This window comes from Arthrobacter sp. Leaf69, from assembly GCF_001422645.1.
GTDB lineage: Bacteria > Actinomycetota > Actinomycetes > Actinomycetales > Micrococcaceae > Arthrobacter.
Map to the genome: position 1 here is coordinate 122380 of NZ_LMLR01000010.1, position 13848 is coordinate 136227.

Sequence of the window (13848 nt, forward strand, 5' to 3'; positions counted from 1 at the left end):
CTTCAAGCTGGCGCTAGAACGCGCGAGCGGTGGCATAAGGTGTTCCCGTGTCTGATCTGCAATCCATTGCCCCCTTCGTGCCAGCCGAGACGGGGGTCCCCGCCAAGCCAGCGCCCACTGCGTCCCTTACCCTCGCTCATGTACTCACTGGCATGGGAGCGGACCACGATCCGACGGTCCGGCCGGAGGACATTCACGTCATCCGCCACACCTTCAAGCCAGGCGACCCCGGAGCGCTGCGCGGGCCGGAGGACCTGACCGAGGAGCGAGTCCTCGCCTACACCAGAGAGCAGGACCTCTCGACGCGTCGCTTCCCCGCAGACCCTCCGCGATACTGGGTGATCCTCGTCGCGAACGGCCAGCACCGCTCCCGCCTGTGGGGTACCTTTGAGAACCACGGCGAAGTGACCGCAGATCGCACCGAGTCGAGCCGTTTCTTCGACCTGCGCCCGTCGGTTTTCCTTGCACCCCTCAATGACCGACTCGTGGTCGAATGGGACACCCCTCGCAGCTGGCACCGAAGCGCCGCCGCTGCCAGCGCCGCGCGCATGCCCGTATTAGAGATTGCGGACCGCGACAAGGTCCAGTTCCCTGGGTTCGATGGCGTCCTGCTCAGCTACCACCAACTACGCGACATGGTGGAAGATCCCCGCTACGCGGACTGGCGCGCGGCTCTGTCAGAGGTTCAAGGGATTTATCTCATTACAGACTCCACCAACGGCAAGCAGTACGTCGGCAAGGCCGACGGTGCCGAACGCATACTCGGCCGGTGGACAGCCTACGCGCGCGACGGTCACGGCGGGAACGTCGCTCTCCGCGAGCTTGCCCTCGCCAGCGCAACCGGGGAAGGCACAAGGACGAAGACAGACCACGCTCGACACTTCGTTTTCAGCCTCCTCCGCGTCTTCGGACCCAGCACACCGTCCTCCGAGGTGAACTCGGCCGAGTCCCACTACAAAGCAGCGCTTATGACGCGCATATTCGGCCTCAACAGGAACTGATCGCGCCGCCGGGAAAGCCGGCGGCACCGGCTATACCTAGGGAAGGAAGCTGCCGCCGGCGAAAAAGGGCTGCCATGCTGAACCATCAACGCGGATGCCGGGAGTAACCTCTCCCGGCGAGATGATGCAATACACGACGGCGTTCGCGAGCCGCCCGGCGAACAAGCGAAGCTGTGGCATCCTCAAAACATGAACGCACCGAACGACGCACCCCAAGTCCTCGACCTGCAAGCCTGGGAGACACTTCGAGAGTCCCACGCCGCCTACATGGCAGGCACATCGCGGGCATACGACGAGGTCCTCGCCGACGTCGCGGACCGAATCCGCTCGACGGGCAGCATCGGCAAAGCCGACATCGGGGCGTTGCTGTTCTGGAAGCGCCTCCGCGCGGATACACCGTGGGTCCGTGAACTGATGGTCAAGCCCGAACAGGAAGTCAGGGAGATTACGGAGAAGGCCGTGTCTGCCGTCACCGATGTGTCACTTTCCGTACCTAAGGCGGCTTCCGCCGGCCGGGCGGCGCTCTCACCGCTTCCGGGCTTCAAAACGGGAGATGCACTGGCTTCAGCACTTCTGCTGGCCGCATCTCCTGAACGAATGGCGGTATACGACGAGCGTGCCCAAACCGGGCTGGAGACTCTGGGTCTCCCGCTCTCCCCTGCACCCGGGAGGTATGGACGCTACATGGAGCTGGTTGAAGACCTGCGGTCGGCGGCGGCCCACTTTGGGCACACGTGGTCTGCGAGGGATGTCGATGTCGCGCTATTCTGGCTCGGCGGTCCGAAGTGACCGTCCGGAACGACGGGCTGACCGGAGAGCCTTAGATCCCAAACGCTTCGCGGGGGCGGATCTGCTCCCACGATTTTGCGTCGCCCCAGACTGAGTTGAAGTGCACAAACCGCCGAACCTGTTCCAAGCGCTCCTGGTCAGCATTTCCTCGGAGCGCGTTCTCCGCAACTTGTCTGCAGAAGCCCGCTGCAATATCCGCCAGCTGGATCCTAGGGTCGGTTTTTGAATCGATCTGTTTTACATCAAGCAATGGGAACTTGAGGTTGGGCAAGTTGAAGCTTGATGGGCTTCCCTCATTGGCGACTTTCACTAACAGCCTCAACAGCTTCTCTGTGAGAGCTGTCTGTTCGTCATGCATGATGACGATCGGCCGCTTCAGCGCTCCGTGCCAGCTGTAGGCGAGCTGGAACAGTGATGACTGCAACGGATCAAGAGTCTTCTGGGCCCATCCTGCGGCCAGGGCTTGTTGGAAGGCGTCAGCATGGCTCCGGGTCATCCAGACCAGCTGCAACACTTGAGAAACCTTTTCACGGCGTGACCTAAGCCTGTATTCGTCGATCTTCTCGAAGAAGCCGTCGACGGTCTCTTTGGCGCCACCCTTACGCTGTTTAGTCCTCATCAGCGACGTGAACGCGGCGACCAAATCGTTCCAAGCGTCGGCGCCAAGGGCGCGGGGACCGTATTCATAGAGGTCGTCAGCCATCTGCTTGGCCAATCCTCCGGCATACAGGTTGATCCCACGGCGGTACGCCTCCTCCTCAATAAGGAGATCGATGATCTTCCCAATCGCAAAGTTGGCCTTCTCGACAAGGTAAACCTGCGTATGACCGACAAGCTTTCCTTTCTCTCCGAACAACTCTTTGATCGCCTGGCCATTTCGGAGCACATCGGACGCCTTCAGCTCCGGACTTTGAGCCTTGGTCTTCGAGCGGAGATACCCGACAAGATCAGTTGCTTCTCCAAGATCCATGTAGAGGCTGCTGTGGGCAAGGACCGGAGTCGTACCGGCCAGCAGGTTCTCGCCATCGTGACCCGACTCGTCACAGAAGATCTCAGCGATGTCGGTGGTTCCAGCCATCTCGTTCTTCATCCTTATCTCAGAGTGGTTCAAAGGTACGCACGCCATAGCTCTGAACAGACTGGCACGAAAGACAAGTACTAGCATGTCTGGCACAAGGAGGCAGCTATGGCGATAAAAGCGACTGAAGCCCGACGCGACCTCGTACGTCTTATCGAGCGCGTCAACCTCGACCAGACCGAAATCGAGATCATGTCGAAGCGCGGATCCGCCGTGCTCGTGGCGAAGGATCGGTACGACGCCCTAGTGGAGACCAACTACCTGCTGCGCAGCCCCGTGAACGCCCAGCGCCTGCTGTCCGCCCTCGGATCCGTCCGCACGGTCGAAACTGCCGAGCACAAGCCTTAGGGCCGTAAACGGACGTAGCTTGGACTAAGCGGGCTACATCTTCCTGCAGAGGCAGTGTTGACTCAGGACACCGCGGGGATTCCCGTCATCGCCGGGGCCTCAATCAGGATGTCCTTCGTCTAATCCGGGAGCTGGTCGGGACTTCAGTATCTGCTTGGTGATCCACCACTCTGCTGCGGCCTCCCGATCGATGGCAGCTTCATCCCAGCCAGATACTTCACCGTCGGCGACGACTCGCGGCCAAGCTGATTGTCGAGGGTGACCTTCAGTCGGGCCGCGAGGATTTCGCGGCGCAGCGTGGCGAAGACCTCGTTCGTCTTTGCCGGGTCGTCTCTTGTGGCGTTGCCCGCAAGGCTTCGTTGCATTGCTTCGTTTTCTCCGGTTGCCGACGGGTCCTGCTCTTCGTCTCGGTCGTTGGCTGCGAGTTTGTCCCGCGCGAGCGCACCCCTGCATTCCGCAATGAGCTGCCGGATCTCGTCGTCGTGCATCCTCGTGTATGACCCTGCCCAGACGGTATCGAGGATCGATTTGTCCTCAGGGCCGGTCAGATCGCTACGGGCCAGTGCCTCAAGGATCGTGGTGCCGTAGAAGTGCCTCATGTCGTTGTTGGAGGCAGCAGCCCCGAGGGCCCATTGGGTGCGCCGAATCCATTCGGCCCTCGCGTCCGCCTCACGCCTCCACCCCAGGCTGTCGGTATAGGTTGCCGATTTGCCAAGGAGAGCCCTCCTCTGGCGTCGCAGTTTCAGCAAAATAAGAACGGCAGCCCCGATTAGGGCAGCGGAGAAGGCGATGGATGTGAGCGCTGAAATCTGCGTCCACTGCTCTAGGCCTTCCGGCATCGGGGACTCATGGGGAGCAGCTATGAGTACCCGCAGCATCGTGTCTGTATTCATTTCAGGGGCATCCTTTGTAATGCAGATTGCGGAGGCTCAGTCGAGTTCATCCAGAATTCGGGCTATCACCCGAAGTGTCGCTGCATCTATCTGCCCGCTCTGACAGGCACGAAAATTGCGCACGCCTGCGCGGCGCATGCTGCGGAGCAGAATAAGTTCCGCCTCGACACGCTCGGAAACGGGGCCGTCCTCCTCCAACAGGTATTCAGGGCTAACGCCGAACACCCCTGCCAAGGCCCGTAGGAGCTCCTCCGAAAGGGCCTGCTCCTTGCCGGCTTTCAGCAAGTCCCACTGCTCACTGGAGACGTAGAAACCGTGTGCTTGGGCTGCGTCGCGGACTGCCGGATAGTCGAAGGGTTTTCCGTTCTCAGCCGGGATGGTGTCCACGAGAAGGTCGACCTTACGGGCAAGCGTCTCAGTTCGTCGCCAACGAGGACCATGCTCAGGGATCAGATCAAAATCGTTCATGTGTTCGACTCCAGGTCACTGCTATCCAAAACAATTGAACGGTGCCATCTATCCGCGGCGAATGCTTTGGCTTGTTCGCGCCAGGACTATGTATCTTCCTTTGTGCATGGTTGTCTCGGTTCCTGCCCTGCTGCGGCAGGCCGCGCCTGGTGCACTTTCACATCGCGGGCACGACCGTGCCATGCCCTTTCTCATTCTTTCTTCAAGCCTGCGATTTTCCTCCGCCCGGATTCGCTCCCACTCCCTGGCCTCGATTCGCTCTGTAACCAGCTGTGGGGGGCTGGAATGCGCGCTGATCCCCTCCGCGTAATTAACCGTGAGCTCCGGCCGCTTCTGGCCAAGGTCAGCCAGCCACACGATTTGTTTTGGGGATAGTGGCGCACCGCCGGGTGAGGACCACGAGGGCTGCCCCAAGTCGTCCTCCCCAGGAAACTCGGGCGCAAGAAGAGTGCCGGCGCCCACGTGTTCGCAGGCCCGCTCCAGGAGGGCGATCTCGCTGCTCATTAGGCGCCGAGCATCCACCACAGCTCCATAGGAGGAACGCAGGTTGAGGCGCACATTGACGCCTACGATCTTGTCGAGGACATTGCTCAAGGCACCCCGGGCACTCTTCAGGGACTGGATCAGCTCCGGGAAGGTACCCTCGACCGCTTCGGGAAGTGCCTTGGCAAGGCCTCCTTCCTCGGGGAAGGCCCAGTGTTGGACGTTTTCTGTATAGAGGCGGGTAATTTCGTCGATGAGGTCATCAGTCAGAGTCTGGTTTCCGCGGACTCCGTCGAGGAAGGTGGAAACTGTGGACTCCTCCGTCACAGCCATGTCCCACTTGAGAATATCGAGTAGGGCTCTCCGGGAGAGCCTCTTCTTCTGGTACATTTCGACGGCCCGATTCAGCTGAGAGAGTTGATCGTCCGCACTCTGGATCTTGTTCACTCGGACACCGTAGCCTCAAAGATTTGACCCAAAGTGCGGCGTTCGACAGCTGCAAAGCCCGGCGGGCGAGGGACCTCTCATAAACGAGCAGAAACGGTGTGGTGAAGTTCACAAAATCGGTCCGCGCGGGTGACGGGGCGGCAGCCTGATCACAGCCCGCCAAAAGCAACGCGGACCCGGGTCTCAGATCCAGGCGATCATCAAGCCCGTCACGGTCCCGGGCCACCAATCCGTCCATCTCGCCGGGGAGGGGCCGGCGAAGCGGACGTCCCTTCTCCAACCACGCCTCAGTAGCCCCTGAAGAACTCGTGCAGCTTCCGCCCGACCATCACGGTGAGCCAGCCGAAGCCGATCAGCACAGCGAAGGCCGTTCCGGCGATGGCGAGCCTCCAGTACCACTCGTGGGCATCCAGAAACCAAATCCAAAAGGTATAGAGGATGGGCTGAAGCCCGAATGCCGCCCAGACTGTCTGGGCTGTCCCGAACACCATGGAGACCGCTATCGCCAGCGGCAGGAGCGCGGCGCTGATCTGGCCGAGGGTACGCCATGTCACCGTTCCTCGGAGCTGTGCGACTTGTTCACCGGCCCGTCGGACCTGCTCGCTGACCTGCGCGCCGGCTTCGTTGAGCGCGGCGCGACTCTCTTCCAACTCGGCCAGCATCGGACGGCTCACATCAGCGAAAGCAGTCTGCATGGCGTGCTCGTGCGCCAGCAACTGCTTTCCGAGCTCGGGAACGAGGTACTTGGCCAGCTTGTCGTGGTCGACGCTGACGGTGCGCTGGCGGCGGACGGCCTCAGCCAACTTCAGGTTCGTCGTTCCGAATGCCTTGATCTGCACCGCCATATCCTGCGTCAGAGCGTGGGCGGACACGCCCCCGGCCCGCACTGTGGACCCGTCGGGGAGCTTGACGACTCTTGAGCTGGCCATCAGTTCCAGCATCTCGCTCTGCGTCGTGGCGAGTGTTGTCAGCGTCTTCCCGTGCGAGTCGCTCGCGGAGACGTTGTAGTTGTACAGCTGCTGCGTCAACCGCTGCGTCTGCTCCATTCCTTCCCATGTGCTGAGGAAGTTCTGCGCCACCGAGCTGATCGAGGTCACGACCTCCCGCTGGCTCTTCTCGATCGCGTCGAGTCGGTCGAGCAACGAGCTCAACATCGCCGAAGTCAGTTGCTGTTCGTTGTCCAGCTCGTGCTGCTGGTTGAGAGATTCCATGATTGACACGCCTTTGCTCCTTCATCTCCTGCTTTTTCGTAAATACTTCCTCCAGGCCGTCAGCGGTGAACTCGAATGACAACGCCGAGGCCTTGCGCCGTCGAACCCGGGGATTCTTCCCGGTCGTGGACACATCGCGCATCTTGTACGTGAGGCCGGTGGCTGTCTCACCGGCCGTCTTACTGCGGTACCCGTCGCTTACAACTTTGTGTTCCGCTGTGAGTACCTCGACGCCGCGCTCATTGCACGCCGCTATGAAGGTCGGCAGATCCACAGCGGACGGGTCGAGACCAGCTTGCTCGATTGCATCGCCGAGCTGCTGGTCGAAGGCCGCCATGTCACCACGCTTATTGGCCCAGTAGGAACCTGGTGCGTACGCCCGTGCGGACGAAGTCACCTGCATCCCTTCCTCCTGCATCAGGCGGTCGTTGGCGCGCTTCACCTGCCAGTGCACACGGAAGGATGGAGGTGCCTTGCCGGTAAAGGTGTCGTGGTTCAGGATCGTGATGTGGGCGTGGGCGCAGCCGCCCGTGCCGTCGTCGTGAACCACGACCATCGCTGGACTGTTGGGCCGCATCTTTTTCGCCAGCAGGAAAGCCAAGTCACCGGCGCGCTGAAGGTCCCGTGGATCCTTGACATCCAGTTCGTCGGGATGGAAAGAAACGATGTAGGAATGCGCCTTAACTCTGCGGCCGTTCTGCTCGGCCAGCAGGTTGCCCATCTTGACGAACGCGTCGATGCTCGGTGCATCGCAGTAAAACCCTGGAGCCAGCCGGTCAGTCCCTGCCGCCTTATGACCCTTCTTCTTCGCCCCGACGCCGAGCTCCAGATAGGCCGCCCGAGTGCCCAGGTCGTAGACCGGAGACACCGTCGTGATGCTCATGAACACTCCTTCCCGCTGAGCACTGAAACCATGCGTGCGTAGCGCTCAGCCAGTTCGTCGACTACGGGGGCGAGAGCTCCGAGGTCTAACTCGCGCTTATGCGCCAAGCGGCTCAACTGGTTGAGATTCACTCCGACCCGCCGCACGTCCACCCGTGCAGCATCGAGGACCCTGAGTTGGACCGCCGTGAGCACAACCGGCGGCGGCACCGTCGCCCCGTCCCGGCTGTGTCCCTCGGCCTGCTTCGCCGCGGCAAGAGCCGCGCCTCGAACGAAGGCCGATGGAGGCAACCCCCGCCAAGTCGCCACCTTCTCGACCAACGCGAGTTCAGCTTCGCTGAACCGCGTGTCGATCCGGTGGATCCTCCGCGGGGGAGCAAGCTGTTTCGAAGTGCCGCTCATATGGCCGCCTCCATCTGCCCCTGAAGCACGAATTCTGCGGTGGAAAACGAACGCAAGCAGGCACTCTGTCCGACACCGCTTCGCTCCTCGTCCAGTGCGCCGCTTGCGAGGGGCTGGGCTCCGCCCTTCCCCCTCGACCCCCAAACCCGAACCACGGCACCGCACCCGGGTGCTTCCGCACCCAGGTACTGGCCGCCGACGACAACCTGCCCGCCGGTCACGGCGCATCCTCCGTGCTGCGCCCGTCGTGCGTAGTAACGGCATTCCCGCCGTTGCCTTGGCCCGCCGGCGGCGGCACCGCCCTCGATGTCTTGGCCCGCGTGGACCGCTGGGCCGACTCGGCGGCAAGCTGCGCACGCGCTTCACCCTCGAGCTGAGCTGCCGGCCCAGGGTGCTTGTCGCGCATCAACATGAGCATCCTCGTGTCCACGGCCTGCTGCTGCTTGCGCTCACGATCCCGCAGGAGCCGGAGCTTCTTCGCTGCCGCTGCTTTGACTGCTGCAACCTCATCTTCAATGGCCATAGTGTTTTTCCTTTCGTGGGTTCTCCAGCCACAGGTGGTGACCTGGAAGTTACTGAGTTACGCCGCGTTTACGGTGCGGTCCTTGCCCGTAACGACGTTGCTGGCCCGCAGCATGCGGTCATTGTTATCTCCCTCGAAACCCAGCCGATCCGCGATCCAGTTCAAGCTCTCTGTCAGAGTCACTCCAGTGCGCACCCTGAGTTTCATGTCCTGGTGGTGGGGCGTCATGGTCCCTGCTTCAACGTGAGCCATCCTGCATTCCTCCGCCAAGCGCTTCAGGGTAGTGAAGTGTTTCGCGTACATGAGCGGGTCGGTCTCACGGACTTCCCATATCGACAGGTTCCCGGACAACACTCGGACTTTGACTTCGTCCGAGCGTGTCGGGAGCTTCAGGGGCCTTGCGAAATGGGTGTCCACTTCACTGCGCCAGGCAAAGTTGGCCACGACCTTGGTATCCGGGTACCGGTGCTTACCGAGAGCCTGCTGAGTCGGATCTTCGTGGGTCAGGTAGCGAAGGTAGCTCGCGAAGCCGCCCCTGCCACCCAAGATTTGGACTAACTCCAGGGGTACACCGAACCACTCGGCGATTTGCTCACGGGTGCGGGCATCCCTGCATTGCAACGCGATATGGATGTGGGGAGGAACCAGGCTTCCATCATGACGACGATCCTGGTCGTGCTCAGTCCATGCCCACTTGGTGATCGAACGGTGGGCAAGGCCCCGCTGGAGTTGCATCGGGGTCATGAGTGCTTCCCCCGTTTCCGGGTGACGCCGGTACTGCGTGATCTTGAATGAGCGATAGCGAGGGGGCGCCGGCTTCTTGTCCTTGGACTTGGACTTGGACTTGGACCGGACAGTAGATCGTCCAGGATTGCGCGGACCGACCGCTCTCGAAGTGTCGTTCGCGACGGAACGGTTTTTTGCTGCCGGCATTAGTAACGCACCTCCTCGGAGGTGCTGCGGTGCTCCTGGGAAAGGAGCCAGGCTTCGACAGCCGCGGACCGGTAGCGGACCGTTTTGCCCAGTCTGATGAAAGCCGGACCGCGGCCCGTGATACGCCACTCGCTGAGAGTGCGCTCGGTGACATCCAGTTGGCCGGCGAGGGCCGGCGGAGTGAGAAGGCTGTCCAACACGGGGACGCGAGTACTTGAGATATCGCGTTCGATGGCCGCTAGGCGTTCGGCGATGGAGTTGAGGGTGGGTCGGCTTATGGAAATGGATGTAGTCATAGGAATCCCTTGCGGCTTTTCAGCGGCAAGAGGATCACCCGACGAACCATTTCAGATTTCTATGTCGGCCGTGCACCTTGTGGTGCGTATCCACTCGGGGAGATTACTCTCCACTACTCCTTGTGACTGTTTTCGGAGCATTGATCTCGTGTGTCACACAGTATACACACATGCGTGAGTCGTCCCACGAATCCTCACATTCTTTTACGTAATCCAAATATTTTGGGCTGGCACAGCTCAGCACAGTTCGGGGCTATGGACACATCGCAACGGTTCGCTTGGCGTCGACACGCCCGACCAGGTCAATGATGGCGCTGATATCGACGCAGAGTCACCCATCGACCCTCGGACTGTCGCGCACAGTTCGGCACAGCCCGGCTTCAGTCTCACTCAAGAGCAACTGCCTCTGGGCACGCGGGCGTAGAGTCCAGCAATGGCAAGAGATCCGGCGCCGACCACTGCCGACGTGGAATGCTCGAGCACAGTTAGGCACGCCAATTTTCAAAGTTTTTGATGTCGGGACAAAGTCGAAAATCGGCGGTACACACGGCACACGTCTTAAAGCAGCGGGATCCCCTGATAAACCAACAGAAAACGGTCCCAAGGGATGTGCCATCTTTTGTGTCAAAAACGGTACACCGTTCCGTGGAGTCACAAATCCCGGTACGCCCAATGCCTTTTTGGCGCTTGACCGATTGCCGAAACTCACATTTACTGACACTTCATCCGCACCACGGCATCTACAGGGAAGGCAGAGCATGGGGAGTATCCACGCCTACGAAAATAAGAGCGGTAAGTGGTACCGCGTGCTCTATAAAAAGCCGAATAACGCCCAAGGCCAGAGGCGCGGGTTCAAACTCAAGCGTGATGCTCAGGCCTTCCTGGACGGCGTAGAGGTCTCCAAGAGGAACGGCCAGTTCATCGCACCGAGTGACGGGCGAATCACTATCGAAACCCTTGGGGCGGAGTGGCTGGCAGCCCACAAACACTCGGTCAAACCTTCAACGTTCCACAGCGACGACAGCGCTTGGAGAAACCACGTACGTCCGATGTGGGGGGACCGCCCCATCTCTTCGTTGAGGCGAACGGAAATCAAGGCATGGGTGGCCTCGCTTTCCGAATCTCGAAGTCCAACAACGGTTTCTCGTTGCCTCGGCGTGCTCTCAGGGATTCTCCACGACGCAACAGAAGACAAACGTATTGCCTCGAACCCGGCAGAGGGCGTGAAAATCGCCCGAAAGACGAGCCGCCCCCGCGCGTATCTGACGCACAGCCAGGTGGAAGCCCTAGCATTGGAATCTAAATACCCGGATTTCGTGCGGTTCCTGGCCTACACCGGGCTCCGATGGGGTGAGGCCACCGGCCTGCGGGTCGGCCACGTGGACCAGTCAGCGCGGCGGGCGCTGATCGTTGAGAACGCCGTCAATGTCAATGGCAAGATGGTGATCGGTACACCCAAGACACATGAGAGCCGTTCCGTCGTCTACCCAGCCTTTCTGGCGCCGGCAGTTGCGTCCGCCTGCGCCGGCAAGGGGAGTCATTCCCTTCTTTGGGGCGACGGTGTGAGCTATCTTCGCCCCGGAAATGCCGTCAGCGGTTGGTTCGGGGCGGCCCTGAAGCGTGCGCAAGCCAACGACCCGGCGTTCCCCACGCTGACACCGCACGATCTGAGGCACACGGCAGCGTCCCTTGCCATCAGCGCAGGAGCGAACATCAAAGTGCTGCAGCGGATGCTCGGGCATGCCTCTGCTGCTATGACGCTGGACCGCTATGCCGACCTGTTTGAAGACGACCTGGACACGGTAGCCGGAGCGCTCCACAACGCCCGGCAAGATCAGCTCGTGGCAACGGGACGCCATGCCGATTGATGCCTGAACTGCAGGATGGCCGGCCTCCCGGAATCCACGGCAGCCCTGGCGTCGGGCCGGCACAACCACGTGCTTAGACTGGCGTCTTCGGCGAAACGCTACTGGGAAAACTGGACGCTCGAAAACCAATTAGCTATCACATAGACGCCGGACTGCTAACGGGGGCCAAACCAATAGGGCCTCATTGACTTGGTTAGATTCTGGGCTTGCCAATACGAACTACTGACCGCGCTCAGCGCATGTCCCGACCTGAATGATGCCAAGATCGAATGAGCAGTGCTCAGTGTGGGTGCGACGAGGCTGAGCATCGTTGTTTGACTTCATCGCTGTCTCTGCTTCGAGCCTAAGGTGTGGCCAACCCCAATTGCGCCCATCTCCACGGACCGTGCAACCGTAGCCGCACCCTTCGGAGCTGCTTCGCATCTGCTCAATAGTTTCGGACATCAACGAACATTTTGCGGATCCCAAGAGTGAGAGTGTCTGATGCGCGCAAACTGAGTTGTAGCTCGCCACGTGAGCGTTGAGGCAATAGAGGTAGTCGTCCCCAGGCTCACAGATTCGTTCGGCTGTTTCAACTACGTTGAACGCGCCCGTTGGCTGCAGGCTCTGTGTTGCGGCGCGAGCCTCTTGGTCGACGATTTCGACATCGTAACTATTTGTTGCTCCAACGACCAGGAAGGACAGAGTCACAACCACTACGAGTGGTAACCAGACCCACTTCTTGAAGTCATGCCATGACCTAGCAAACTTCCACATAAGCAGGCCGCCAATTAGAGCTACAAGCCCACCGCTAGACCAAATTCGAGCCCCTGGTGCTAGCTCGAGTCCGGCCATCTCCACTGCCGTCAGGTGACTGGCAGTTGCGACCACACCTACCAGAAAAACGGTTGACCAACCGCTCCCTAAGCCTCGGAACCAGCCTGGTCCGACCAGTCCCTTCTCGGAAGGATTCTCTACTCCTGAATTTGCGCTCATGCAGTCTGCTTACCTAGATCCGCGCATCGCCGTGTCGCCCAGTCTTCGAACTGCCTGTCGGCTTCTTCGAGCATTCGAGTACTCAATTCATTAAGGACCCGCACTCCCCGAGCAGTCTGCGCTTTCACGCCCCACGGGGTAGCTGAGCCATGCGCAAACATGTGACGAAGCACTCTCCCAAAGAAGAGAATGTCATCTGTTGAGTGCATTCCGGAAAAGCTAGTCCGTGAGGTGTTCTCGTCGGAGCTAATGGAATCCAGGTCAAGAACTTCACTGAGACTCTCGGCCAGATCCATATCTTGAAGTGGCTTGCCTCGCAGGGCTGGAATTATATGGATTAGTTGGTCCACCGCGGAGTACGAGAGAGTAACCCGAAGAAGAGCCTCGTAGCCAGCGATGGTTCGCGAATCACGCTTCCCGCTAAGCGTTAGGCTCTCAAAATCCCGTGCAAATGTGCGGCGCGCATGGAACCGTTGTCGCTCGGCGCACTTGGGGTCCGAGGCGGTTGCCTTAATGTAGTCAGCATAACCAGGAAGCTGATAGGGCATTGGTACTTCAACTGGAGCAGCACCGATCAGTTGATCACGCATCGTCCCCCCATTGAAGTTCTCGTTCAGTTCCTTGACGTCGATGCTACCGAATTCCAATGCCGGGATAGGACGGGCACGTCGACCGCATCGCCGCACTTGTCCGCGCCGCGCCGGCGACCGTCGGCTACCACCTTCGCGTGGCCCGGCGCCAGGATCCAGAGCTTGAAGCGGCGCACCGCACCGCCGGGGCAGCGCCGTCTCCGGCCGCGGTGGCGCGGATGGAGGAAGTCATTGCCTGGGTCACCGAGGCGGGCCGGCTGCCGCGCGGCCGTTCCGATTACCAGGCAGAACGTTCCATGGAGGCATGGATCAGGCAACGCCGCAGCGAGGCGGCCGCCGGGACACTTCATCCCTCCTACCGGGACGGGCTGGCCCGGATCCCCGGCTGGGACAGTAACGCCAGGACAGCTGCAGATGAAGCACGCTGGCAGGCGCGGCTGGTAGAGCTCGTGCGCTACCGCGCCCAAGGCAACGACTGGCCCCGCCACCGCGCATACGAAACCGAACAGGAACACGCCCTCTGCGTGTGGATCCATGGGCAAGGCAGAAGCTAAGGGAAGACGCTCTCTCCCCTGACAAGGCCGCCCAACTTGACGCCGCGGTCCCGGGCTGGGAAAAAGGGAGAACGAGGGGCCGCCCAGCTCGGTCTTGAACGCGTCAC

General features: G+C 60.7%; 15 protein-coding genes. 5 read left to right on the plus strand and 10 right to left on the minus strand.

Going from position 1 to position 13848, the window contains the following annotated elements; all coding sequences use genetic code 11:
* Positions 1 to 47 precede the first annotated feature (47 nt).
* Both ASE96_RS05880 and ASE96_RS05885 read left to right on the plus strand, forming a co-directional pair.
* The gene (locus ASE96_RS05880) at positions 48 to 1001 is read left to right on the plus strand and encodes a GIY-YIG nuclease family protein (RefSeq protein WP_200913002.1); all 954 of its coding nucleotides are present in this window, start codon (positions 48 to 50) and stop codon (positions 999 to 1001) included.
* Positions 1002 to 1190: 189 nt separating this feature from the next.
* Complete coding sequence (locus ASE96_RS05885; protein ID WP_235500152.1) at positions 1191 to 1790, plus strand: hypothetical protein; 600 nt, start codon at positions 1191 to 1193, stop codon at positions 1788 to 1790.
* 31 nt (positions 1791 to 1821) lie between these two features.
* Here ASE96_RS05885 and ASE96_RS05890 read toward each other — a convergent pair whose 3' ends face one another.
* The gene (locus ASE96_RS05890) at positions 1822 to 2868 is read right to left on the minus strand and encodes a DUF3800 domain-containing protein (protein ID WP_156367521.1); all 1047 of its coding nucleotides are present in this window, start codon (positions 2866 to 2868) and stop codon (positions 1822 to 1824) included.
* 108 nt (positions 2869 to 2976) lie between these two features.
* Here ASE96_RS05890 and ASE96_RS05895 point away from each other — a divergent pair, with 108 nt between their 5' ends.
* Positions 2977 to 3216, plus strand: a complete 240-nt coding sequence (locus ASE96_RS05895) for a type II toxin-antitoxin system Phd/YefM family antitoxin (protein ID WP_056427410.1) — start codon at positions 2977 to 2979, stop codon at positions 3214 to 3216.
* 143 nt (positions 3217 to 3359) lie between these two features.
* Here the strand turns inward: ASE96_RS05895 and ASE96_RS05900 are convergent, their stop codons facing one another.
* The 9 genes from ASE96_RS05900 to ASE96_RS05940 form a co-directional block, all read right to left on the minus strand.
* Complete coding sequence (locus ASE96_RS05900; protein WP_056427413.1) at positions 3360 to 4109, minus strand: hypothetical protein; 750 nt, start codon at positions 4107 to 4109, stop codon at positions 3360 to 3362.
* A gap of 36 nt (positions 4110 to 4145) precedes the next feature.
* Complete coding sequence (locus ASE96_RS19500) at positions 4146 to 4577, minus strand: hypothetical protein (RefSeq protein WP_056427416.1); 432 nt, start codon at positions 4575 to 4577, stop codon at positions 4146 to 4148.
* A 48-nt stretch (positions 4578 to 4625) separates the two neighbouring features.
* Positions 4626 to 5507 (minus strand): zinc finger domain-containing protein, encoded by an 882-nt coding sequence (locus ASE96_RS05910; RefSeq protein ID WP_056427418.1) that lies wholly within the window; start codon positions 5505 to 5507, stop codon positions 4626 to 4628.
* 287 nt (positions 5508 to 5794) lie between these two features.
* On the minus strand, positions 5795 to 6346 hold the full coding sequence (locus tag ASE96_RS18760; protein WP_082492607.1) for a hypothetical protein: 552 nt from the start codon (positions 6344 to 6346) through the stop codon (positions 5795 to 5797).
* Positions 6303 to 7601: a relaxase/mobilization nuclease domain-containing protein gene (locus tag ASE96_RS18765; RefSeq protein WP_082492608.1), complete on the minus strand. Its 1299-nt coding sequence runs from the start codon at positions 7599 to 7601 to the stop codon at positions 6303 to 6305. Before ASE96_RS18765 ends, ASE96_RS18760 begins: the two co-directional genes overlap by 44 nt.
* A complete protein-coding gene (locus ASE96_RS05920) occupies positions 7598 to 8002 on the minus strand; it encodes a hypothetical protein (RefSeq protein ID WP_056427424.1) in 405 nt (134 codons plus the stop codon). The genes ASE96_RS18765 and ASE96_RS05920 overlap by 4 nt, the downstream gene beginning before the upstream one ends.
* A 217-nt stretch (positions 8003 to 8219) precedes the next feature.
* Positions 8220 to 8525: a hypothetical protein gene (locus ASE96_RS05930; protein ID WP_056427431.1), complete on the minus strand. Its 306-nt coding sequence runs from the start codon at positions 8523 to 8525 to the stop codon at positions 8220 to 8222.
* Between the two features lie 57 nt (positions 8526 to 8582).
* Positions 8583 to 9458, minus strand: a complete 876-nt coding sequence (locus tag ASE96_RS05935; RefSeq protein ID WP_082492609.1) for a Rep family protein — start codon at positions 9456 to 9458, stop codon at positions 8583 to 8585.
* Positions 9458 to 9754 (minus strand): helix-turn-helix transcriptional regulator, encoded by a 297-nt coding sequence (locus ASE96_RS05940; RefSeq protein ID WP_156367522.1) that lies wholly within the window; start codon positions 9752 to 9754, stop codon positions 9458 to 9460. Before ASE96_RS05940 ends, ASE96_RS05935 begins: the two co-directional genes overlap by 1 nt.
* A gap of 758 nt (positions 9755 to 10512) precedes the next feature.
* Between ASE96_RS05940 and ASE96_RS05945 the strand changes: the two genes are divergently transcribed.
* Positions 10513 to 11622 (plus strand): tyrosine-type recombinase/integrase, encoded by a 1110-nt coding sequence (locus ASE96_RS05945; protein ID WP_056427436.1) that lies wholly within the window; start codon positions 10513 to 10515, stop codon positions 11620 to 11622.
* 1702 nt (positions 11623 to 13324) lie between these two features.
* Entirely contained in the window at positions 13325 to 13741 is a 417-nt protein-coding gene (locus ASE96_RS05950; RefSeq protein ID WP_056427439.1) for a hypothetical protein, read from the plus strand.
* Positions 13742 to 13848 lie beyond the last annotated feature (107 nt).

Coding starts and splice junctions, on each gene's coding strand:
- ASE96_RS05885 (WP_235500152.1), top strand. CDS start 1,191: ATGAACGCACCGAACGACGCACCCCAAGTCCTCGACCTGCAAGCCTGG.
- ASE96_RS05890 (WP_156367521.1), bottom strand. CDS start 2,868: ATGGCTGGAACCACCGACATCGCTGAGATCTTCTGTGACGAGTCGGGT.
- ASE96_RS05895 (WP_056427410.1), top strand. CDS start 2,977: ATGGCGATAAAAGCGACTGAAGCCCGACGCGACCTCGTACGTCTTATC.
- ASE96_RS05900 (WP_056427413.1), bottom strand. CDS start 4,109: ATGAATACAGACACGATGCTGCGGGTACTCATAGCTGCTCCCCATGAG.
- ASE96_RS19500 (WP_056427416.1), bottom strand. CDS start 4,577: ATGAACGATTTTGATCTGATCCCTGAGCATGGTCCTCGTTGGCGACGA.
- ASE96_RS18765 (WP_082492608.1), bottom strand. CDS start 7,601: ATGAGCATCACGACGGTGTCTCCGGTCTACGACCTGGGCACTCGGGCG.
- ASE96_RS05920 (WP_056427424.1), bottom strand. CDS start 8,002: ATGAGCGGCACTTCGAAACAGCTTGCTCCCCCGCGGAGGATCCACCGG.
- ASE96_RS05930 (WP_056427431.1), bottom strand. CDS start 8,525: ATGGCCATTGAAGATGAGGTTGCAGCAGTCAAAGCAGCGGCAGCGAAG.
- ASE96_RS05935 (WP_082492609.1), bottom strand. CDS start 9,458: ATGCCGGCAGCAAAAAACCGTTCCGTCGCGAACGACACTTCGAGAGCG.
- ASE96_RS05940 (WP_156367522.1), bottom strand. CDS start 9,754: ATGACTACATCCATTTCCATAAGCCGACCCACCCTCAACTCCATCGCC.
- ASE96_RS05945 (WP_056427436.1), top strand. CDS start 10,513: ATGGGGAGTATCCACGCCTACGAAAATAAGAGCGGTAAGTGGTACCGC.